Origin of the sequence: Pseudoalteromonas sp. A22, assembly GCF_018141345.1 — a bacterium.
In the GTDB taxonomy this organism is placed as follows: domain Bacteria; phylum Pseudomonadota; class Gammaproteobacteria; order Enterobacterales; family Alteromonadaceae; genus Pseudoalteromonas; species Pseudoalteromonas maricaloris.
The window spans coordinates 2,439,905-2,462,893 of record NZ_CP047238.1 but is presented as its reverse complement, the minus strand read 5'-3'; the positions used below and the strand labels follow the sequence as shown (position 1 = coordinate 2,462,893).

The 22,989-nt window shown below is 44.0% G+C and carries 17 protein-coding genes and 1 tRNA gene; 14 read left to right on the top strand and 4 right to left on the bottom strand.

Annotation, left to right across the window (positions count from 1 at the left end; all coding sequences use genetic code 11):
• Positions 1 to 29 precede the first annotated feature (29 nt).
• From rlmE to GSF04_RS15755, 9 genes are all read left to right on the top strand, one after another.
• Entirely contained in the window at positions 30 to 659 is a 630-nt protein-coding gene (gene rlmE / locus GSF04_RS15795; protein ID WP_017215956.1) for a 23S rRNA (uridine(2552)-2'-O)-methyltransferase RlmE, read from the top strand.
• Positions 660 to 726: 67 nt separating this feature from the next.
• Positions 727 to 2,679: an ATP-dependent zinc metalloprotease FtsH gene (ftsH, locus tag GSF04_RS15790; RefSeq protein ID WP_010373856.1), complete on the top strand. Its 1,953-nt coding sequence runs from the start codon at positions 727 to 729 to the stop codon at positions 2,677 to 2,679.
• A 147-nt stretch (positions 2,680 to 2,826) separates the two neighbouring features.
• On the top strand, positions 2,827 to 3,672 hold the full coding sequence (gene folP, locus GSF04_RS15785; protein WP_039497378.1) for a dihydropteroate synthase: 846 nt from the start codon (positions 2,827 to 2,829) through the stop codon (positions 3,670 to 3,672).
• A complete protein-coding gene (gene glmM / locus GSF04_RS15780; RefSeq protein WP_010373858.1) occupies positions 3,669 to 5,009 on the top strand; it encodes a phosphoglucosamine mutase in 1,341 nt (446 codons plus the stop codon). The genes folP and glmM overlap by 4 nt, the downstream gene beginning before the upstream one ends.
• Positions 5,010 to 5,088: 79 nt before the next feature.
• Complete coding sequence (tpiA, locus tag GSF04_RS15775) at positions 5,089 to 5,829, top strand: triose-phosphate isomerase (protein ID WP_039497380.1); 741 nt, start codon at positions 5,089 to 5,091, stop codon at positions 5,827 to 5,829.
• A gap of 4 nt (positions 5,830 to 5,833) precedes the next feature.
• Entirely contained in the window at positions 5,834 to 6,181 is a 348-nt protein-coding gene (gene secG, locus GSF04_RS15770) for a preprotein translocase subunit SecG (RefSeq protein ID WP_010373860.1), read from the top strand.
• 23 nt (positions 6,182 to 6,204) lie between these two features.
• A tRNA-Leu gene (locus GSF04_RS15765) sits at positions 6,205 to 6,289 on the top strand.
• Between the two features lie 614 nt (positions 6,290 to 6,903).
• Entirely contained in the window at positions 6,904 to 9,147 is a 2,244-nt protein-coding gene (locus tag GSF04_RS15760) for a TonB-dependent receptor (protein WP_211857812.1), read from the top strand.
• A gap of 650 nt (positions 9,148 to 9,797) precedes the next feature.
• A complete protein-coding gene (locus GSF04_RS15755; RefSeq protein WP_249122396.1) occupies positions 9,798 to 10,202 on the top strand; it encodes a PaaI family thioesterase in 405 nt (134 codons plus the stop codon).
• 134 nt (positions 10,203 to 10,336) lie between these two features.
• Here the strand turns inward: GSF04_RS15755 and GSF04_RS15750 are convergent, their stop codons facing one another.
• The gene (locus GSF04_RS15750; protein WP_211857810.1) at positions 10,337 to 12,589 is read right to left on the bottom strand and encodes a TonB-dependent receptor; all 2,253 of its coding nucleotides are present in this window, start codon (positions 12,587 to 12,589) and stop codon (positions 10,337 to 10,339) included.
• A 253-nt stretch (positions 12,590 to 12,842) separates the two neighbouring features.
• On the opposite strand from GSF04_RS15750, the gene GSF04_RS15745 reads away from it, so the two are divergent.
• From GSF04_RS15745 to GSF04_RS15735, 3 genes are all read left to right on the top strand, one after another.
• Positions 12,843 to 13,844, top strand: a complete 1,002-nt coding sequence (locus tag GSF04_RS15745) for a substrate-binding domain-containing protein (RefSeq protein ID WP_017215948.1) — start codon at positions 12,843 to 12,845, stop codon at positions 13,842 to 13,844.
• A gap of 129 nt (positions 13,845 to 13,973) precedes the next feature.
• Positions 13,974 to 15,236, top strand: coding sequence for an MFS transporter (locus GSF04_RS15740; protein WP_211857809.1), 1,263 nt, complete (start codon positions 13,974 to 13,976; stop codon positions 15,234 to 15,236).
• An 8-nt stretch (positions 15,237 to 15,244) separates the two neighbouring features.
• Positions 15,245 to 16,762, top strand: coding sequence for a trehalase family glycosidase (locus GSF04_RS15735; RefSeq protein ID WP_211857808.1), 1,518 nt, complete (start codon positions 15,245 to 15,247; stop codon positions 16,760 to 16,762).
• Here GSF04_RS15735 and GSF04_RS15730 read toward each other — a convergent pair.
• Entirely contained in the window at positions 16,698 to 17,609 is a 912-nt protein-coding gene (locus GSF04_RS15730) for an AraC family transcriptional regulator (protein ID WP_211857807.1), read from the bottom strand. The two genes, GSF04_RS15735 and GSF04_RS15730, sit on opposite strands and share 65 nt — an antisense overlap.
• A 158-nt stretch (positions 17,610 to 17,767) precedes the next feature.
• On the opposite strand from GSF04_RS15730, the gene GSF04_RS15725 reads away from it, so the two are divergent.
• A complete protein-coding gene (locus GSF04_RS15725; protein WP_211857806.1) occupies positions 17,768 to 19,288 on the top strand; it encodes an aldehyde dehydrogenase family protein in 1,521 nt (506 codons plus the stop codon).
• A 61-nt stretch (positions 19,289 to 19,349) separates the two neighbouring features.
• Here the strand turns inward: GSF04_RS15725 and GSF04_RS15720 are convergent, their stop codons facing one another.
• The gene (locus GSF04_RS15720; protein ID WP_211857805.1) at positions 19,350 to 20,993 is read right to left on the bottom strand and encodes a HAMP domain-containing sensor histidine kinase; all 1,644 of its coding nucleotides are present in this window, start codon (positions 20,991 to 20,993) and stop codon (positions 19,350 to 19,352) included.
• A 134-nt stretch (positions 20,994 to 21,127) separates the two neighbouring features.
• A complete protein-coding gene (locus tag GSF04_RS15715; protein ID WP_249122395.1) occupies positions 21,128 to 21,844 on the bottom strand; it encodes a haloacid dehalogenase type II in 717 nt (238 codons plus the stop codon).
• 147 nt (positions 21,845 to 21,991) lie between these two features.
• Here GSF04_RS15715 and GSF04_RS15710 point away from each other — a divergent pair, with 147 nt between their 5' ends.
• Complete coding sequence (locus GSF04_RS15710; RefSeq protein ID WP_211857803.1) at positions 21,992 to 22,879, top strand: LysR family transcriptional regulator; 888 nt, start codon at positions 21,992 to 21,994, stop codon at positions 22,877 to 22,879.
• Positions 22,880 to 22,989 lie beyond the last annotated feature (110 nt).

The following is a 22,989-nucleotide window of genomic DNA, read 5'->3' as shown; positions in this document are numbered from 1 at the left end:
GACAATATTACTAATGAGTTGTAGTTAATATGGCAAATAAAAAACATTCCGCCAGTTCGAAACGTTGGTTAAAAGAACACGTAGAAGACCCGTATGTGCATGAAGCCCAAAAACGTGGCTATCGTTCACGAGCGGTTTTTAAGCTGGAAGAAGTCCAGCAAAAGGATAAATTGATCCGTAAAGGAATGACGGTAGTTGATTTAGGAGCTGCTCCGGGGAGCTGGTCGCAGTATCTCGCAGAGCAGGTAGATATTGACGGACAAGTTATTGCTTGTGATATCTTACCGATGGACTCATTAGCGGGTGTCGATTTCCTTCAGGGGGACTTCAGAGAAGAAGCGGTATTAAATGCGTTACTGGATAGAATAAACGGTAAGAATGTTGATGTGGTTTTTTCTGATATGGCACCAAATATGAGCGGAAATATGTCAACCGATCAATCTGGCAGTATGTATCTGGTCGAGCTAGCATTAGATATGTGCCATCAAGTGCTAAAACCAAACGGTGCATTTGCGGTTAAAGTTTTCCAAGGAGAAGGCTTTGATCAATTTGTACAAGAGGTACGTAATTGTTTTAAGGTCGTAAAGATCCGTAAACCAAAAGCGTCTCGTCCTCGTTCACGCGAAGTATATGTAGTGGCGACGGGCTACAAACTGTAGTACAGTTGGAAAGCATCAAGTTGAATTTGAATTTTTTTGGATACAAGAGGTTAACTCCTTGAGCGATATGGCTAAAAATCTAATACTCTGGTTAGTGATTGCAGTAGTGCTAATGACTGTGTTCCAGAGCTTTAACGGTGGCGAACAATATGATCGCCAAACGAGTTACACACAATTTGTAAAGGATGTGCGCAATGGCTCTGTAAGAGAAGTCAGTATTGATCGTCAAACCGGCGTGATTAGTGGCGTTCGTTCAAGTGGAGATCGTTTTCAAACAGTAATTCCATTAACTGATTTGGATTTGGTTAATGACTTACTTAAGAACGACGTAAATATCAAAGGTGTTGCACCGGAAGAGCAATCTTTCCTTGCGAATATCTTTATTTCTTGGTTCCCAATGCTACTGCTTATCGGGGTATGGATTTTCTTCATGCGCCAAATGCAAGGCGGTGGCGGCAAAGGCGCAATGTCGTTTGGTAAAAGTAAAGCTCGATTAATGAGCGAAGACCAAGTTAAGACAACATTTGCGGACGTTGCTGGTTGTGACGAAGCGAAAGAAGATGTTACTGAGCTAGTAGATTTCTTGCGTGACCCGTCAAAGTTCCAAAAGTTGGGCGGTAGCATCCCGAAAGGCGTGTTGATGGTTGGTCCTCCAGGTACGGGTAAAACCCTACTTGCTAAAGCCGTTGCTGGCGAAGCAAAAGTACCATTCTTTACCATTTCCGGTTCTGACTTCGTAGAAATGTTTGTTGGTGTTGGTGCATCTCGTGTTCGTGACATGTTTGAACAGGCAAAGAAAGCTGCGCCTTGTATCATCTTTATCGATGAAATCGACGCGGTAGGCCGTAAACGTGGCGCAGGTATGGGCGGTGGTCACGACGAGCGTGAGCAAACACTTAACCAAATGCTTGTAGAAATGGATGGCTTTGAGGGTAACGAAGGTATTATCGTTATTGCTGCTACTAACCGTCCTGATGTACTAGACCCAGCATTATTACGTCCTGGTCGTTTCGATCGCCAAGTCGTCGTTGGTCTTCCGGATATTCGTGGCCGTGAACAAATCTTAAACGTTCACATGCGTAAAGTGCCTTTAGACGATAATGTTGAAGCGTCTGTGATTGCACGTGGTACGCCGGGCTTTTCTGGTGCTGACTTAGCTAACCTTGTGAATGAAGCTGCACTGTTTGCCGCTCGTGGCAACAAGCGTAAGGTAAGTATGGCGGAATTTGACGCCGCGAAAGATAAAATCATGATGGGTGCTGAGCGTAAGTCCATGGTGATGAGCGAGCAAGAGAAGGAAATGACGGCTTATCACGAAGCCGGTCACGCGATTGTTGGTCGTTTAGTGCCTGAGCATGATCCAGTATATAAAGTGTCTATTATTCCACGTGGTCGCGCATTAGGTGTAACAATGTACTTACCGGAGCAAGACCGTGTAAGTCACTCTAAGCAACACCTAGAATCTATGCTTTCGAGTTTATACGGTGGTCGTATCGCTGAAGCGCTGATTTACGGCGATGACAAAGTAACGACAGGCGCGAGCAACGATATTGAGCGCGCAACCGATATTGCTAAGAAAATGGTTACTCAGTGGGGCTTAAGTCCGAAACTTGGTCCACAGATGTACTTAGAAGAGCAAGGCGAGATGTACATGGGTGGTGGTTCTCACCGCATGTCAGGTATGTCAGATGAAACCGCTAAGCTTATTGATGCTGAAATTAAAGATTTCATCGATCGCAACTACAAACGTGCGGAGCAAATTCTAAAAGATAATATGGATATTCTTCACACGATGAAAGATGCGTTGATGAAATACGAAACGATTGATGCATTGCAGATTGATGATCTAATGGAGCGTCGTGATGTTCGTCCACCAAGGGATGCGCATGACATTAAGCCAGAGAAAAAAGCAGAATCTGCGAAAGTAACAGAAATAAAACCTGAGCCTAAAGCTGAAAAGCCAGCAGAAGAGCAGTCAAACGACACATCATCAAACTCAGAGCTTGATGACAAATCGTAAGATTAGGTAGAATACGACAGCCCCGAGCAATCGGGGCTTTTTTGTATCAGTTGATATAAGTTTTATGACATTAAATGCGAGAACTTAAATCAACTGCTATAAGCCTTTCGTTATCACCAAACTTAGACTACAGAAAATAGGTATAGAATGTACGAGTTACGTTTACCCAAAGGGCGCACCCTTAGTTTAGATAAGCCTCAGGTAATGGGGATTTTAAATGTTACTCCCGACTCATTTTCTGATGGTGGACATTTTACTCACCTTGATAGCGCAATCGAGCAAGCAAATTTAATGCTTTCACAAGGCGCTACCATCTTAGACATAGGTGGAGAGTCCACTCGTCCCGGCGCGCCAGACGTACAATTAGAAGAAGAATTACAGCGCGTAATACCGATTATTAAAGCAATTCGCACACACTCTAACTGTGTGATTTCGGTAGATACCAGTAAAGCTGAGGTGATGAAACAAGCAATAGAGGCTGGCGCTGATATCATTAATGATGTTCGAGCGTTGCAAGAGCCAGGCGCGCTTGAAGTCGCAGCTCAGTACAGTGATGTACCAATTTGTTTAATGCATATGCAAGGTCAACCTCGCTCAATGCAAAATAACCCTCACTATGATGACTTATTTTCAGACATCAGTCAGTTTTTCGAAGCTAGGATCAGTGCGTGCAAGCAAGCTGGGATTGATACCAACCGGCTGATTTTAGATCCTGGTTTTGGCTTCGGTAAATCTCTAGAGCACAACTTTCAGATATTAGGTGGATTGGACAAGTTTCATGCTTTCGATTTGCCTATTCTGACAGGCCTCTCTAGAAAGTCCATGTTTGGACAACTACTCACTCGGGAAACGCATGAGCGCGTAGCTGCGAGTCTAGCTGGTGCATTGATATGTGCGCAGAAAGGCGCGCACATAATTCGTGTTCATGACGTAAAAGAAACAAGCGACGCGCTTAATGTATGGCTAGCGTCGGTCAATGGAGTTACTCAATGACAACAAGAAAGTACTTCGGTACGGATGGTGTAAGGGGCATGGTGGGCGAGTTCCCAATTACGCCTGAATTTGCAATGAAACTAGGCTGGGCGGCTGGAAAAGTGCTGTCTGAGCGTGGTACCAAAAAGGTAATTATTGGCAAAGATACCCGCATTTCTGGCTACCTTCTTGAAACCGCGTTAGAGGCTGGGTTAATTGCCGCTGGGATCAATGTGATTTTATTGGGGCCTATGCCGACACCTGCTGTTGCTTATTTGACGCAAACGTTTAGAGCTGAAGCTGGTATTGTGATCAGTGCATCTCATAATCCATACCATGACAATGGCATCAAGTTTTTTGGTGGCGATGGTAAAAAGCTCCCTGACGAGGTGGAGCTTGCAATAGAAGCAAAGCTGGATGAACCGATGACGTGTGTCGCGTCTGAAAAGCTCGGCAAAGCTAAGCGTCTAGAGAGTGCGGATGGTCGCTATATCGAATTTTGTAAAGGCCAGTTTCCTAAAGAGCTATCGCTTGAAGGGTTGAAAGTGGTGCTGGACTGCGCAAATGGCGCGACTTATCACATTGCGCCAAGTGTCATGCGTGAACTTGGTGCAGACGTGATCACAACCGCGTGTGAACCTAATGGTGTCAACATCAACGAAAAATGCGGTGCAACGCATGTCGAAGCGTTGAAAAAAGCCGTGCTTGAACATCAAGCGGATGTTGGTATTGCTTATGATGGTGATGGTGACCGAGTTATGATGGTCGATCACGACGGTCATGTATTTGATGGTGATGACATCGTCTATATTATCGCTTGCCAAGCTCATGCTGATGGCACATTAGGTGGCGGTGTTGTCGGTACGGTAATGTCTAACATGGGGCTCGAAAACGCCCTTAAATCACGCGGAATTGCTTTTGAGCGCAGTAAAGTCGGTGACCGCTATGTAATGGAACTTCTTGGTGAGAAAGGCTGGAAAATCGGCGGCGAAAGTTCAGGTCACGTTTTAAATCTGGATCTGATCAGCACCGGTGATGGCATTGTCTCAAGCTTACAAGTGCTTGCTGCCATGGTTGCGCAGAATAAAACATTAAAAGATTTGGGTGAAGGTTTTAGCAAGTACCCAATGAAGATGATTAACGTGCGCTATAGCACTAAAGATGATCCAACCGAGCAAGACGCTGTTAAAGCAGTTGTCGCTGAAGTTGAAACTCAGCTTGCTGGAAAGGGCAGAGTGCTATTGCGTAAATCTGGTACAGAGCCAGTGGTTCGCGTCATGGTTGAAGCTCAGCAACAGAAGCAAGTTATCGATTTTGCCCAAAAAATCGCTGAAGTTGTTGAATCTGTGAGCAATTAAACCAAAAATTAAATTTATTTCTTGTAACTTCGGGTGAGTAGAGTTAGTATCTCACCCGCTTTCTACTGCGGAGTATCGTATGACAACTAGAAAGCAAATTGTTGCTGGTAACTGGAAAATGAATGGCTCAAAAGCCCTTGTTGACCAAATATCAGAAGCAGTAAGCAATCAAACATTTCAAGCAGATGTAATTGTTTTTCCTCCTGCCATGCTCATTGAGCAAGCAGCAAGTAAAGGGCTTACTGTCGGAACACAAACTGTTTCGGAATATAAAGAAGGCGCATACACTGGAGAGATCCAGGCGTCCCTAGCAAAATCGCTAGGTGCAACATATACCTTAGTTGGTCATTCAGAGCGTCGAGCTATTTATGGCGAAAGCGATGAAGATGTTGCTAATAAATTTGCACATGCTCAAGAACAAGGTTTGACACCAATTTTATGTGTTGGTGAGACTGAAGAAGAAAGAGAAAATGGGCAGACAGAGCAAGTAGTTGCTAGGCAAATAAACGCGGTTATTGCCAAATTAGGTGTGGCAGCGCTAACTAACTCTGTGATAGCATACGAACCTGTTTGGGCTATTGGTACTGGTAAAACAGCATCTCCAGAGCAAGCGCAAGCGGTACACAAATTTATACGTGATTTGCTTTCAGAAAATGATGAGCAAATTGCACAATCACTGCAACTTCTTTATGGTGGCAGTGTTAATGAACAGAACAGTGAATTGTTATTCGCACAAGACGATATAGACGGTGGACTTATCGGTGGCGCAAGCCTAAAACCTGAGAGTTTCGCCGCAATATGCAGAAGTGCAAAAGGATAAGTAAATGTACGAAATTCTAATGGTTGTTTACTTAATTGTGGCGTTAGCACTAATTGGTATGGTGTTGATTCAGCAAGGTAAAGGCGCAGATATGGGCTCTTCGTTTGGTGCAGGTGCATCAGCGACAGTTTTCGGCTCATCAGGCGCAGGCAACTTTATGACCAAGACAACAACAATCTTAGCAACGATATTCTTTGTGCTAAGTATTGTGCTAGGTAACCTAACTACGGGTCAGATTAAAAAGACTAATGAGTGGGAAAATCTAGAGGCACCAGCTGCTGCAACAACAGTTCCAGCGACAAATGATGTGCCAGCGACAGAAGAAAATCCAGCTTCTGACGTACCTAACTAATCGTTAGGAAATACACCGAATTTGCGAATGTGGTGGAATTGGTAGACACGCCATCTTGAGGGGGTGGTGGCTTCGGCCGTGGGGGTTCAAGTCCCCCCATTCGCACCAAATAAAAAAACCAGCTTATGCTGGTTTTTTTTCGTCTACCGTTTGCCACTAAGCCTAATACCCATTAGTCTGATCCTTGCTCAATTTGAAGGATCAAATCTGACGCTACCTGCGTTAAAAATTTCTCATTTAGAACAACTAAATAGCAAAATCCTCGCCATTGCCTAAATGGATGTAGGTACCTCGGCGGTAGCAGTGTTATCGACAAGATTTTCTCGCCTCAAATTTCAAATGAACCTAGCACCACAGCAAAAACCTAGGCAGAAGTTTCACTTTAGTAACATATCATCCTGCTATTCAGTATAATCATTTGTTCTATAACGCTTTTTTATAAAAATTAATTTCCTAATATTGGTTTTATTATGGTTACAAAAACCCAAAAAGTAATTTTTATTAAATAATTATTTCAATTTATCCCCGTTGTGACTATAATACCCCTCCAGAGGAAAGAGATGCCCCTAGTGCATCTTTTTTTATGCCCAAAATTTGTAGTGTCCAAATCTATTTAGATTTTACGGATTACAGGGCTAGAAGTAATAACACTGAGCTTGTTACTTCTCTAGTTTGCGACCTCTCGCAACTAGTACACACACGGTGATTCCTTTGGAGATTATATGATTACAGTTTTACCTCGCCTTGGTTTATCTGCGATTTCAGCTGCAGTGTTAGCAGCCGTAGCCCTTCCTAGTACAGCATTGGCTGAGCAAGCTAATGTAGAGCAAGAAAAACAAGTGTTTGAAAAAATAGAAGTGACTGCTCGTAAACGTACTGAAAGTTTGTTCGAAACGCCTACTGCGATTACTTCTATCGGTGCTAGTGATATTGATAAAGCCAATATCAGCAATCTAGACGATATTGGTAAGTTCGTTCCAAACTTAAATATTACTCGTTATGGTGTAGGTAACGCTGCACATGCTTCTGTGTTTATCCGTGGTATTGGTCTACAAGACCATGTGATCACAACAGATCCTGGTGTTGGTGTTTATGTTGATGGTGTATACCTTGGCCGTCAGATGGGTTCTAACCTTTCACTGCCCAATGTTGAACGCGTAGAAGTACTACGTGGTCCACAAGGTACACTGTACGGCCGTAACACATTAGGCGGTGCGGTAAATGTGATCACTAAACAACCTGGCGCTGAAGAAGTTGCACGCGTTGAAGCTAAAATAGGTTCTCGCGGTCGTTTAGCGACTGATCTTTATACCAGCCAAACGTTAACAGACACACTAAGCTTTTCTGCAAGTGCTTCTTATAAAGAGCGTGATGGTGTAGGTAAAGCAATCAACTTAGCAAATCCTGAAAAAGAAATCGGCGAAGAGCAAGAGTTTAGTGGTCGCTTAGCAATTAGATGGCAAGCAACGAATGATTTAGTTGTCACTGCTGCATTTGATGGCGTTGAGAACGAGTCTGGTCAATCACCGTATACTATCGAGTTAACAGATCCACTTGACTCAAATGACCCTTTCAATGGTGACTTCCCATTGCTAGATGAGTCAATGCTGCCAAACAATCCTGATGACTTGGCAACAACGGTTGCAGGCATTGAAAGCACAGACTACTCTGGTTGGGGCGGCTCAGTGACTGCTGATTGGCAAGCAAGTGATGTTTACTCGGTTAAATTTATCGCAAGCAAGCGTAGCTCTGAGTATACCGGCGGCCTAGATGACGATGCGGTAGCACTTAATCTATCTGAATTCCCAGAAGAGGGCGGTGCAGATCAGTACTCATTTGAACTACAACTAAACGGTACTTATGACTCTTGGGATTTTGTATCGGGTCTTTATTACTTTAACGAAGACGGTTTTACCAGCTCTGGTCCGTTCGTATTTAGCCCGTGGAACACGCCAAATGGCTTATTAAACGATGGTCAGACTGCTTCTTTTGGTGGCTACGGTTACTTTGATATCAACCAAGAAACTGATGCCTATGCGGTTTACATCAATGCAAGCTTTGACGTGACTGAGCTGTTCAGCATTGGTGGTGGTTTACGTTACTCTGAAGACAAAAAAGAGGCAAACGCACTCTTCCCAAGCTTTGGTGCTCGTAAATACGTAAGCGCAGACTTTGACGAAGTGACGTGGGACGTGAACGCGTCATACCAGTTAACTCGTGACATCAATGTTTACGCGCAGGTCCAAAAAGGATACCAAAGTGGCGGCTTCCCACCACGTCCATTTGGTGGCCCAGATCAATTCGCTGCGTTTGATGAAACTAAAGCGATTAACTACGAAATCGGTTTCAAAGGCCAAGTGCATGAAAACGTATCTATGATGGTTGCTGCATTTGTAACGGATTACACTGATCTGGCGTTACCTTTCAACGACCCGACTGCTGGCGGTGGTTTCGTCACTATCGTGGAAAATGCAGGTGAGTCGAAAGCACAAGGTATTGAACTTGAAACGACAATCGCAATTACTGATGATTTCTCAGTACGCAGCTCAATCGGTTACCTAGACTCAGAAATTACCCATGTTGATGAAGGTGTTATTGGTATTGGTAAAGGCGATGCGCCAGCACTCACACCTCGATGGACTGTGATGGTGGCACCATCTTACTTCCATGACTTAGAGCATGGTGCAACGATTGCAGTTAACGCAAGCTACTCGTACCGCTCAGACATGCAAGGTCAGTCTGTAACACGTGCAAGCGAGCATATTGATTCTCGCGAACTGTTAGGCTTTAACATCTCATACACCAACGCTGAAGGTGATATGGAAGTAACGCTATACGGTGAAAACGTGCTAAACGAAGTATATGATGTAGGTCGTCTACAGCAAAGTGGCTTTGTTGGTGTCATGCGTAGCAATGACCGCAGTGAGTTTGGTATTAAGTTCAAAAAAGAGTTCTGGTTAGATTAATCCAGCTCTAGTTTGAATATAGAAAAGCCGCTTAGTTTCTTGCTAGGCGGCTTTTTTTGTTTTAAGTCTCTCGTCCTAAATTATATTGAAACTCATTCAGCATAACGAAAAGCATAGATATAACTGCTTGTTTACATTGTGGTTAACCTATGGGAGTCTAGTGATAGGCAATATCTCGATTCCAGTTTTGAATCGTATATTTAGACAGAGCTGTTTTTGCACTTTTAAAAGGTCTTTAGCACATGGAAGAACTTATCCCCATTACCTTGATTACCATACTGCTGTTCATACAAATTAAAATGTATAAGAATTTGTGTAAACACTTGGCAAGATTGTATCCAGAAGAGTGGCATAAACTAACAAAGCACACCCTTGGCACATCGCAATGGTCACTGTTAAATGCTACCGTGAGTGAATCGCTTAAAACAGGTTTTTTTCTCGACGGTATCCGACAATAAAGTTAAGACCTATATCCAATTTAGAAAGTATAACCTAGTAGCAATGTCTGCCGTTTTAAGCTGTAATTTTGTTTTAGTCGTGTTTAACTAATCATATCGTGGTTTTAGTGAATCATGTTCTTTACCTATAAACGTGGACACCATTCGCGACGTAGAGTCTATTTGAGCGTAAATATTACTAAGGAGAGAAAGTTGAGCAATACTATGTTAGAGGAAGGAAAGGAGATCCTAGCACAGCAGTCTTTTAGTTTATTGTTAGGTGCTGAGTTGGAGGTGTTTGAGGTTGGCGTTGCGGAGTTAAGCCTCGTTATTCGAGATGATCTTAAACAAAACTATGGCTTTGCACATGGTGGCGTGGTTAGCTATCTAGCTGATAATTGTATTACTTTTGCTGGTGCATCTGTGCTTGGTAGCTGTGTTACCTCAGAGTATAAAGTGAATTATGTTAGACCCGCTATTGGCGATAAGCTAATCGCAAAGTCAACCGTGTTGTATTCGGGTAAACGTCAGGCGACATGCGAATGTAAGGTATATGCGAAAAGCGGTGACGAAGAAAAGTTGGTGGCGGTTTCTCTTGGCACAATAACGAAGGTTTAGGGTAGCAGAGGGCACTCTGAAGTGCATTTGCAAGAAGTTGCCCAGCAATAAACGTGTTAGGTCTTTTTAGCGCTACCAGCCTCAGGCATTTGATATAAGCAGGCAGCGCTATGTTAAACGCTTAGTTACAGCAACTAGAACGTATACGCAACACTAAACTTTACACTTCTTGGCATGATATAGCGGCCATTGGGCGAATCTGGGTTACGAGGATCCCCCTCGGTGATCCCTTGTTTGTCAGTAAGGTTATCTACCGCTAGTTGTAATTTTACGCCCTCTGTTGGCTCTACGATAAGGCCAATATCAAGCTTTTCGTAGCCCTCTAACACGACAGTATTTTCATTATCCCCAAAACGGTCATCTACAGCCGAAAGGGTGCCATACAAGGTGGCGTACATACCCGACATTTCAAAGTCATAGCTCGGTGTAATACGGAGCATCCAGTCAGGCTGGCGCTGCGCTTTATTCCCTTCATTGGTCGGGCTTTCAGTAATTTCAGTGTCTTGCCATGTGGCATTCAAGTTTACCGATAGGCCCGACTCATGGTTGTAACTGTAATCAAGTTCTACACCAGTTGCTTCGTTGGTTAGAATTTCCGCAGGTACTCCTGGACGTCTTACAAACGTGTCGCCTTTTACTTCGTTGGTAAATAAAGTAACAAACAGGTCGCCGGTTTCACCCATATATTTATAGCCAAGCTCAGCTTGTGTGACTGCTTTAATCAGCGACTCGCCCGATTCATAGGTGCTATAATTGTCTCTAAAGTCGTCGAAATAAGGCATTTTGTAGCCTTTGTTCATACGCACAAAAACACCTGAATCTAAGCTCAAACTATAGTCAGCACCTAAGGTCCATGAAGTCTTGCGCTCATCATAGTCAACCGCTTTGGTGATAGCCCCATCTAAACCTTCGTCGACCGAATACTCAACCTCGTGTTGCTCGCTACGTAAGCCTAAATCTAACTTAAGGGCTTCCGTTGCTTGGTAACTTTGGGTGGTGTAGATGGCCCACGTTGTCGCATCACCAGAACTGTTAATGTCGTAGTTGAAGGCACAACCCGCAACATCGCTATTACACGCGATACCATTCAATGCTTCGCCACCTTGCTCCAACACATGGTAGGCGGTATTACCTAAGCTCCACCAATCTTTTGCTGAGGTCGTTGCTGTATAAATACCAAAGGCACTTGACCAATCACCAAAGGTTTTGCTTAAGGCTAAGTCATTGGTGAAAGCTTCGATATCTTTTAATACAACCCAGCGACCATATTGTTGTACCATAGTATCGCCCGCGTATTCATCGCCCGTGACGCTACCTGTTGCGGTTTCACCATTGTCCGCCACTTCACTTAAACGCATCGCACTGCCAGCAGGCACAAGGCCTAGTGTATTTGCATCGCCTTGCGTTAAGCTAAAGCGGTCATTTAATTGCCAGCCGTTTTTGAATTCTACTTTTAAGCTACCTCCAGAAACATGGCCTTTCCAGCCACGACCATCACCCATATCTACGCTCATCGGTGCATTTTCATCACCGACATAAATAATCGCCTTGCGATTATTCGTTCCCAGCTGAGTAAAGCCTGCATCCACACCCTCCACATTAAGTGGGGTTGGCAGATACCATGCGCCTCTGTCATCAGTTTGACGGGTATAAAGGTTAAACTCACCGTCAGCAAACTCTTTGGTTAGGTTTATGGTGAATTGATGACCTTTTTCTGAGGTAAAGCCCGCATCACGGACCCCAGAAGAGCGTTTGATATAACCGCCAACCATGTAGTAAAGGTCATTGGAAATCTCACCACTTAACACGCCGTCAATGCGGTTTAGACCATAGTCTGTGGTGGTGTATTTAAACGTCCCTTCGGTGTCAGCTTGGCCACGTTTAAGTTGAAAGTTAGTTGTTAAGCCCGGCTGACCATTAGACACCACGGGGTTTGGTCCACCACGCAGGCCTTCCATCATACTGATGGTTTCATCGAGTCTGAAAATCGAGGTGTTTTCTAAAAATGAGAGCGTTGGCGCGGGATAGATAGGGCTACCTTGCAAACTAACCGTTAAGAATGGTGCATCACCACCGCCAGGAAAGCCGCGAACAAAAACGTTGGCACCGGATTCACCTCCTGAACTTTCAACCCAGATCCCAGGCACCGCTTTAAGCAAGTCAGCGGTACTTTTGGGGGCGAGCTTATCAATTTGCACGGCATCGATATTAGTCACAGCAAAGCTTGCATCAATTTTTCTGATCCCTGCGCCACCAGGTGTACCTGAGACAATGATGGTTTCTACTTTTTCTTTGTTATTGTTCGGTTGTTGTTCAGCCTGAGCTGACGCACTTAACGCAAGCGTTATAGCAGTAGCGATCAAGCTTAAGGAGTTAGTTTTTATCACGGCTAAAGCCCTCTTGTTGTTGTCATAGACTGGTATTTAACGACTGTCTATTTTTTAAAATAGATCTTAATGCAAACGTTTGCAATGATGTTGTTTAAAAATTTGTCATAAAATGATGTAAGGCGTTACAAATTTACAGTGATTGCTTATCTTTTCTGCTTGGTTAGGGTAGGAGATTCAATTAGTTATGGTTTAAGTACCAAAAAATTGTAAGAATAGCGATGTAATAACGTGTGCTAAGAAGGGGTTTACGATGGGAACAACACAATTAAAGCTATCGGATCTAGCAAGGCTAGCTGGCGTCTCTACCTCCACAGCTTCCCGTGCACTCAATGATAACCCTCTGATAAAAAAGGAAACTCGAGAGCGCATTCAGGCGCTTGCAAAAGAGCATCACTTTAGTGTTAACGCGGCGGCTAGTCGCTTACGGATGCAAAAAACCAAAGTCATTGCCGTTATTATCAATCTCGAAGCCGAAACCAAACAATCCGTCGACGACCCATTTTTACTTAAAGTAGTGAGCGATATTAATCGTGCAGTGAACCGAAAAGGCTACGAGTTATTGCTCTCCAATTCTTATATGGCGGGGGAAGACTGGCATGGTTATTTTATTTCTGGCCGTCGAGCCGATGGAGTTATTGTCGTCGGCCAAGGCAAGGAGCAAGCACGAATTGAGCGTGCTGCAAGAGCTGGCACGCCGATCGTGGTATGGGGCGACCCTAAAACTTCTGCAAATTATCCTATCGTTGGGAGTGACAATTTTATTGGTGGCCTTAACGCAACGGAGCACTTAATTGCCAGGGGAGCGTCTAAACTTCTATTTTTGGGCGATCCGGGTCATGCCGAACTTGGTGAGCGCTATCGCGGATTTTGCCATGCGGTGGAAAAAGCCAAGGTAGAAGCGCAAATGATTAAAATCGACATTACTTCAGAGGCTGCCTACGCGAGTATAAACGCTTTGTTGCGAGCACAAGGATTAACCTTTGATGGGATCTTTGCATGTAGTGATATGGTCGCGCTTGGAGCATTAAAAGCCCTAAAAGAGCGTTACGTTAGCGTACCAAATGACGTACGAATAGTCGGATTTGACGATATTGCCATGGCACAGATCAGCTTCCCTGCGCTATCTACGATTAAACAAGACACCAATGCGGCGGCACAGTTATTGGTGGAAAAGCTGCTCTCTCAGCTAAGTGGTGAGACATGTGCTTCTCAAGAGGTGCCGTCATTATTAGTGATCAGACAATCTAGTTAAAGCAGCACAATATGCGATAACAATCATTAGCTTAAATTGTTTTGATGTGATTTGAAATGCAAACGATTGCAAAAATAAAAAAGTCTGTCTAGACTAAAAAGGAATCACAGTGTTTTAACGAGAATAACAATGAATCGAGCACGTATCATACTTGCCATGGCCGTTAGTTACTTCCTATTTGCTATTTTGCTCAATAGCGTAGGGACGGTCATCTTGCAGTCTATTCATAGCTTTGGCATTACAAAAGCGCAGGCCGCTACCTTAGAGGCATTTAAAGATCTTCCCATCGCCATCGTTTCATTCCTGGTTGCGTCGGTTATCCCCAGGGTCGGATTTAAAATTGCTTTGACCGCAGTGCTCGCGGGCGTAGCATTGATTTGCAGTATCACTCCTATGGTCGCTGAGTTTTGGATTCTGAAATTAGTGTTTGCTTGTGTGGGGGCGGCATTTGCGGTGGTTAAAGTGTCGGTTTATGCGCTCGTTGGCCAAGTCACTGAAGGAAGCAACCAACATTCAAGCCTGCTTAATTTTATTGAGGGCGTGTTTATGTTAGGGGTCCTCGGCGGTTATTGGATTTTTGCGGCGTTTATTGACAGCGGCGATAACTCTCTTGGCTGGTTAAACGTCTATTTCGTGTTAGCGGTGCTGAGCGCTTTCACCGCATTTATTGTTTGGATCTCCCCAATTGCAAAGCCAGAGCCAACGCAAGCCACCGAGTCTAGTGTCTCTGCATTTATAGCGATGTTAAAGCTTGTGGCTAAGCCGCTTGTGCTGGTATTTGTGATTTCCGCATTTTTATACGTATTGATAGAGCAGAGTATAGGCACTTGGCTGCCTACTTTTAATAATGAGATCTTGTCATTACCGGTGAACATTAGCGTGCAAATTACCAGTGTTTTTGCTGCTTGCTTAGCACTCGGTCGACTCGGTGCCGGCGTTGTGCTCACCAAAGTACATTGGTATGTGGTGTTAAATGTTTGCCTTGCCGCAATGGCAGGATTAGTGATTTTAACGTTACCGATGACTGAGGGTATTGAGAAAACGCTTATTTCTTCGTTATTTGATGCACCCCTTGTGGCTTTTCTCATGCCGCTGATCGGTCTTTTTATGGCGCCTATTTATCCAGTGATTAATTCGGTAATGCTAAGTAGTTTACCCACTACACAGCACGCGTCGATGACAGGGCTAATCGTTGTATTTTCAGCGCTGGGTGGTAGCACGGGTTCAATGATCACAGGTTTAGTATTTCAACATTTTGGTGGTCAACAAGCGTTTTATGGGGCACTTATTCCCATGCTGGTGATTGCTGTGTGTTTATATTTCTTTAAATCAATGAGTGAGTCTAACCAATCAAATCATGCTCACACGCCAAGTCAACAAAAGGTGAGCTGAGGTTTTACATGCAGTACCAATCAAACTTTTATTCCACAGAGATTTTTAAGGCGGTGCAAAGCGCTAGTTTGTTTTCAGACAGTAAAGTTTTTGCAGATGCCATCGCAAAAATTCCGCTCGCAGAGATAGAAAACCAGTATGTGATGCAAAAGCCGACGGGAGAGGCGTTACTTAGATTTGTGCATGCGCATTTTGACTTTGTTGCCAACAAAGAGTTAGATGCCTTACCAGACTTTACTAGTGCGCAGCAGTATATCAGTGCGCTGTGGTCGCGTTTATCTAGAAAGCCGAGCACCGTTGCTAAAGGCTCCTTGCTACCTTTACCCCATCCGTATGTTGTACCGGGTGGACGTTTTAATGAGATTTATTACTGGGATAGCTACTTTACGGCACTCGGGCTTTTGGATGCGAACAGAAGCGATCTCGTTGCGGGAATGTTAGATAACTTTGTGAGTCTTATTGATCGTATTGGACATGTACCTAATGGCAATCGAGATTATTACCAAAGTCGCTCCCAGCCACCTGTAACGGCATTAATGGTTGATTTACTGTGGCAGGAAAAATCTCATGATAAGCAGTGGCTGTCGCGAGTCACTCAGACATTACTGAAAGAACATCAGTTTTGGCAGACCGGAGAGGATTTGAGTTACACGGATAAAAAAGCGCAGTACCGAGTCGTCAACATGCCATGTGGGGGCACACTGAATCGCTACTGGGATCCGCTTGCAGCACCGCGCCCAGAGTCTTTTATTGAGGATATAGAATTAGCCGCAGCGGTTACGGACAGCGAAACCTTTTATCAGCACATTCGTGCGGCTTGTGAGTCGGGGTGGGACTTTAGTAGCCGTTGGTTAGCAAACGCTGACGATTTAGCAAGCATTCGTACAACAGACATTATCCCTGTGGATTTAAATGCACTACTAGTATTGCTTGAGTCGCAAATCGCACGGTGTTTTGAGAAATTAAACGAGCTAACGCAAGCTCAGTACTATGCCAATTTAGCGTCAAATCGCAGTGCACTGATACAGAAATATTGTTGGTGCGATAAAAAAGGCTGGTTTTTCGATGTGGATCTTAATGATTATGCGCGTACCTCCGTTGAATCTCTAGCGGGTGTTGTGCCTATGTTTGCTGAGCTGGTTACACCTGAGCAGGCAGAGCATATTGGCAAAAAACTTGAGGCAGAGTTTTTGCAGCAAGGTGGATTGGTTAGTACCTTAGTCACTACTTCACAGCAGTGGGACAGTCCTAATGGCTGGGCACCACTGCAGTGGTTTGCGGTGTCAGGTTTAAGGGCATATGGTCAAAATCAACTGGCGAATAAGATTATGCAAGCATGGCTTTATGCTGTTGAAACCGGTTTTGAGCAAACCGGCTGTTTGCTTGAGAAGTATAATGTGGTTGAACCGGATAAACAGGCAAGTGGCGGAGAATACGTGGTGCAACAGGGTTTTGGCTGGACTAACGGAGTAACCAGTCGTTTTTATCGGCTTTTAGTGCCTGAAGTTGATAGTCCTTCGGCGTGATATTAAAAGCTTGTTTAAACGCTCGACTGAATTGACTTGGATGCTTAAAGCCGAGTGCAAAACTAATTGCGGTGATCTGAATTCCTGCTTTTAGTTTTGCCTTTGCTTCAGTTAGTCTCCGTGCTTGGAGCCACTGCTGTGGCGTCGTCGCGAATGATTTTTTAAATTGAGTGAAAAAGCGACTTCTACTCATGCAGCTAAGTTTACAAAGTTTCTCTACATCTAATGGCTCGTCTAAATGAGTCTCCAAATAATGCACCGCTTGATACAAACCATTATGATCTGGTGCTTGTTTTACTGCGCCTAACAGCAGATCTCGGCTTTGTTGCTGTAGTAGTCTTGCAATTAGTTCGTCCATTGCCAAATCGATAAAGTACCCCCGCTCAGCCTCATTCTCACTGAATAGATGGAGCAATCGCCCCAAGCAGTGCTGGGTTTGCCAGTTATGCTCAGTGTGCACCAGCTGCTTTTGATAATTAAAATCACTAGGAAGCGAAAGCGCTAACTTCTCGCTCACGGTATTAATTTTCTCTCGACTGATCTCGATTGCTAAACAGGTGGTGGGAGCGGATAAGCTGGCGTCGGGAAAGTCTATAAATACGGTTTGTTCAGGTGCCAATACGAAGCTTTGATGAGGTAAAAAGGGCTGATGATAGTCGCAACTGTCTACGTGCATCACTTTTTTGCCAGTGATCATCGCACAAAACAACACTTCATTAGAGGCGAGTTTGACTCTATTGGTACTTTTGTAAGTGTCATAGACGCTCAGTTCTACGTGATTAGCGGCAAAACTTATTTTGTTTTCAACTAAGCGTTCGACACGACTGCGATGTTTAGAGATCTGCAAACAATGCACTCCTTCTCGGTTACTTTTGGACTGTGCGTATACATTCCGAGACCCTAAGTTAAGTTTTTAAAGGTGAATTTGGCTAATGTCAAATATTAGTAAAAACAAAACTGGGACGAATGAAGCCCAAATAAATAACACAAGTTGCAGAGGTAAAAATGATATACGCAAATCCAAATACTGAAGGTGCGATCGTCAGCTTTAAGTCGCAATATCAAAACTTTATTGGCGGTGAATGGACGCCACCCGTTAACGGTCAGTACTTCGACAATATTAGTCCTGTTAATGGCGAAGTGTTTTGTCAGATCCCGCGTTCAAATGATGCAGACATTGAACTGGCACTTGACGCCGCCCATGCTGCAAAGGCGGCGTGGGGTAAAACTTCGGTCACTGAACGAAGCAATATATTACTCAAAATCGCAGACCGAATAGAAGCAAACCTTGAATACCTAGCGGTAGCCGAAACATGGGATAATGGTAAAGCTGTACGTGAAACGCTAGCCGCTGATGTTCCCCTTGCTGCTGATCACTTCCGCTATTTTGCAGGTTGTATTCGTGCTCAAGAAGGAGCCATTGGTGAAATTGATGAGTCAACCGTGGCCTATCATTTTCATGAACCTCTGGGCGTTGTGGGACAGATCATCCCATGGAACTTCCCATTACTTATGGCCGCTTGGAAACTGGCACCCGCTCTCGCTGCTGGAAACTGCGTAGTGCTAAAGCCTGCGGAGCAAACGCCTGTGTCTATTTTGTTGTTGATGGAACTTATCGCTGATTTATTACCAAATGGCGTGGTTAATATTGTAAATGGTTTCGGGAAAGAGGCAGGTGAAGCGCTTGCTACGAGTACACGTATCGCAAAAATTGCGTTTACAGGCTCGACTCCAGTGGGTTCTCACATTCTAAAATGCGCGGCTGAAAATATCATTCCCTCAACGGTGGAGCTAGGGGGTAAGTCGCCCAATATCTACTTTAGTGATGTGATGCAAGCTGACGATGATTACCTAAGTAAGTGTATTGAAGGCGCGGTGCTGGCCTACTTTAACCAAGGCGAAGTATGTACTTGCCCATCGCGATTGCTCGTGCAAGAAGATATATACGATGACTTTATAGCCAAAGTCATCGAACGCACCAAGGCGATTAAACGCGGCAATCCGCTTGATACAGAGACCATGGTTGGTGCACAAGCCTCACAAGCCCAATTTGATAAAATTCTTAGCTATATTGATATTGGCAAGAAGGAAGGAGCTGAAGTGTTAATCGGTGGCGAAGTCGCGGAGCTTGGCGAGGGTTATCACAAAGGCTTTTATATTCAACCCACGCTGTTAAAAGGGCATAACCAAATGCGGGTATTCCAAGAGGAAATATTTGGTCCGGTGATCTCTTTATGTACTTTTAAAGATGAAGCGGAGGCGTTGGAATTGGCGAATAGCTCTGAGTTTGGTTTAGGTGCTGGGGTGTGGACTAGAGATATGAATCGCGCATATCAATTTGGTCGCCAAATCGAAGCGGGTCGCGTGTGGACTAACTGTTATCATATGTATCCTGCACACGCGGCATTTGGTGGTTATAAAAAATCAGGTATTGGCAGAGAAACTCACAAAAAGGCGCTGGACCATTACCAACAAACCAAGAACCTCTTGGTGAGCTATAGCACCAGTCCTTTAGGGTTTTTCTAATTTAATTATTATAGAAGTATTGAGTACTGACCATTGTGGCAGTACTCAATCAGTCATCCGGTTAAGAAACGACTTTTAATGGCGTCGCCTGCTTATTAGCAAATGCTATCTTATATTCGAGTCCTTTGCCGGGCTCGCTGACGGTGTGTACATCTCCATCTAGCCCTTGAGTCACCAAGTTATAGATAATATAAGCGCCAAGTCCCATACCGCCACTTCCTCTTTTGGTGGTGTAAAATGGCTCGAATAACTTACTTAATTCAAGCTCCGACATGCCTTTACCATTGTCTTTATAAATAAGCTCAATGTGTTCATCATGTTTAAAGAATCCAATGGTGATCTCACCTTGTTCCGACTCTTTAAAGCCATGTGCAATGGAATTTGCGACTAAATTCGAAATGATCTGAAAAATAACACCGGGATAGGTCGTGGCGATAAGGCCGGGATCGCAATGAAACTTGATTTTATGGTCATGCTTTTTAATCTCAGGACTGAGCGCCGCGATGATCTCTTGAACATAATCATGAACATTAAAGGCCCTCACTTGCTCGCAAGATTGATCGACAGCGACTTGTTTAAAGCTATTAATTAAATTAGCGGTGCGTTGGAGGTTCTTTAATAGCAGTTTGCAAGCGCCAGTTGAATCTGAAATAAAGTCCTCCAATACTCCGGTAGAGAGCACTTTGGTTTGGTACTTCATGGTGAGGTCGTCTAAGTGCTGCTGTAGATAAGTGGTGGAAGTGATGCCAATCCCGATGGGGGTGTTGATTTCGTGTGCAACACCCGCAACCAAATCGCCAAGCGATGCCATTTTCTCTCGTTCAAGTAATTGCGTATGAGTACGGTTGAGATAGGCGACGGTTTCTTCTAGCTTTTGATTGGTCTCGACTAGTGAGCGAGTGCGCTCACTCACTAACTCTTCTAACTGCTCTTTATGTTGTTTTAACTCTTGTAAGATTTGCATTCCTTCAACTAGTAAAAACCCTAAAGCGACGATATAGGCCATTAACCTTAAAATATGCCAGCCCCACCAAGCGGTATCCCACAACTTGGATTGCTCGAACATAATAGCGGCTGCGCCAAATAGGAAACAATGTAAGCAAAAGAGCAAATCGCTCACATTATGAGAGTCGCGATATACAAGGAGAATTTTAACTGCGGCGACAAAAAACATAGTACCGCCAATGACGTTGAGTGCCATCGCTGTACCAGTAAAGTGACCTTGCTCAACCATGTGTGGTAAATCCGTAGGGTAAGCTAGGCTCATGGTGCCGATGATGATAGCGGCTGTGCATGCGCTGATCAGCCAATAGCGATTTTTAAACCAAGTAAATCGGTTGTGAGCAAGCAGGGTGATAAAAGTGAGACCACCAAAGAAAGTCGCGATACTGTGAAGCCAAACGAAGGTTTGGCCAACATTTACGGCGGCATGGAATCCATCTAAGATCCCCATTACCAGCAGCGCCGTGGCGATTTCGATATTAAAACTTGTCCCGGTGTTGTACTTTTCAAAAAATAACAACGCTAACGCAATGAAAAGGGCGACAGCGGAGCCGAAGGTTTCAACTACTGCATGCGCTTCTATCAACGGCCAAGTTACATTATTAAGAAGCGTATTGCTCAGTAAAAGGGATGCGCCGTGGATAGTTAAGCTAACACCTATAATTATCCAGATCACAAAGTGGGTGTTTTTATTTATATTCATGGAGGCTATTCCTTCGATTCACCTCCTTAAATCTAGTACATTTATTATGTAGATAAAGCATGCTGAGCATTTTTATCAGCTGGTATCAAGGTGCCAGCTGATACATTTCCAATCCAGCTGATACATTTCCAATGTTACTCGTTTCCAGAAGAGGTGAGCTCGTCAGCCAAACTTGTTAAGTCAGGTAACACATAATCTGGTGTCTTTGCTAGAGGATAGAGTTGCTTTTGTGGTCTTGCAATAAATGCTGTTTGCATGCCCGCGGCTTTAGCGCCGGCAACATCCCAGCCGTGAGCCGCTACCATTAGCGCTTGATCTGGACGAATATTTAATTGCTGTAACGCCCATTCATAGGCTCTACGGTCGGGCTTATACACTTTAATGTCTTCAATACTCAAGCGTTGGTCAAAATAGGTAATTAGACCAGCACTTTCAAATTGCGCTTTGACCCCCGCATTCGATGAATTGGTTAAACTCACGAGTTTAAAGCCTGCTTGCTTGAGCCGTTTTAGTGCCGGAATGACGTCTTTATGTGGGGGCAAAGAGAGCAGAGCGGGCACAATTGCTTGTTTAGCTTGTGCGTCAGTTATCGTCAGGCCTTTGTTTTTTGCAACCATTTGTAGCGCGGCAACGCCTATCTTGCCAAAATCTTGATAATCACCACTTACCGTAGTCACTAACGAGTGATGTAGCATAGTGGAAAACCATAGAGGTAATAGGGACTCATCGCCACCCAAAACTTGGCTAACCGGTTTATTCATTGACTCTAAATCAAGCAAGGTTTCATTGACATCGAAGAAAATAACTTCCGGGCGTTCAACCTTTGAGTTGGCTTGGCTAATATTCGGCATTAGACCTCCTAACATAACGTATAGACTAATTAAGATGCGTTTCATTGATAATTCCAATTTAGTTGCGATGAGAAGCAGTATATTTATTTGATAAATTTAAACAAAGCGCGCATATTCGAAAGTAAGATTCGAAAAAATTAAATCAACATGTATTCAATCGCTGAACTCGAAACATTCTTAGCTATTATTAAACATCAAGGAGTGGTTAATGCTGCGAAGCAATTGAGACTCTCACCCGCGACAGTTAGTCATCGTCTTAATAAGTTAGAGCAACATTTAGGCACAACTTTGCTGTTTAGAGATAGTCGTACGCTAACATTGTCCCCAGCCGGAAGTACTTTTAGAGAGAGGGTGGAGCATATATTAGAGGCGCTATACGATGCTGAGCACGAAATAGGTGCAAGGGGCTCAGCGGTGAGCGGGTTACTTCGTGTCACTATGCCGCCTTGGGTGTTTTCACAATTTGTGATGCCAAACCTAAGTCAATTTGAGCAAGCGCACCCGCAGTTAGCACTTGATTTCCTGATCAACGACCAGTTTGTAAACATAGTTGAAGGTGCTCAAGATGCAGCGATACGCGTTGGACAATTGGCTGATTCTGGGTTGTTGGCAAGAAAACTATGCGATAACCACCGGATATTATGTGCAGCGCCGAGCTATATTGACCGCTATGGCATGCCTGAAAATATCAGCGAATTACAAAATCACTTTTTTGTATGCTTACCTTGGCAACGAGAATTTAAGTTAAAAGAACCAAACGGTAGAACTGTACACTTTAACGCAAACACCCGCTTTACGATTTCAAACTCAGACAACATGACTTCTGCCGCCTTGGCTGGGCATGGCATTGCAGTTAAATCTCACATCGCCATCAGAGATAACCTAAAAAGAGGTGAGTTAGTGCCTATAATTCCTGGTTGTCTCGAAAGTGGAGACGCACCTATTTGGTTTGTCAGGCCTCAGCACTCGCTGAAGACACGCAAGGCAGAGGCATTCTATGAATTTATGAAGGCATTGTTCGAAAATAAGGGCTAATACTTTAGTCTGCTTGTGCTTTTAAACTAATAACTCTAAACTCCGTATTAAAATTAGAAACTAGCCAGCTTGATGATTGTAAAATCGAACTGGTAACACTGATAGCAAAC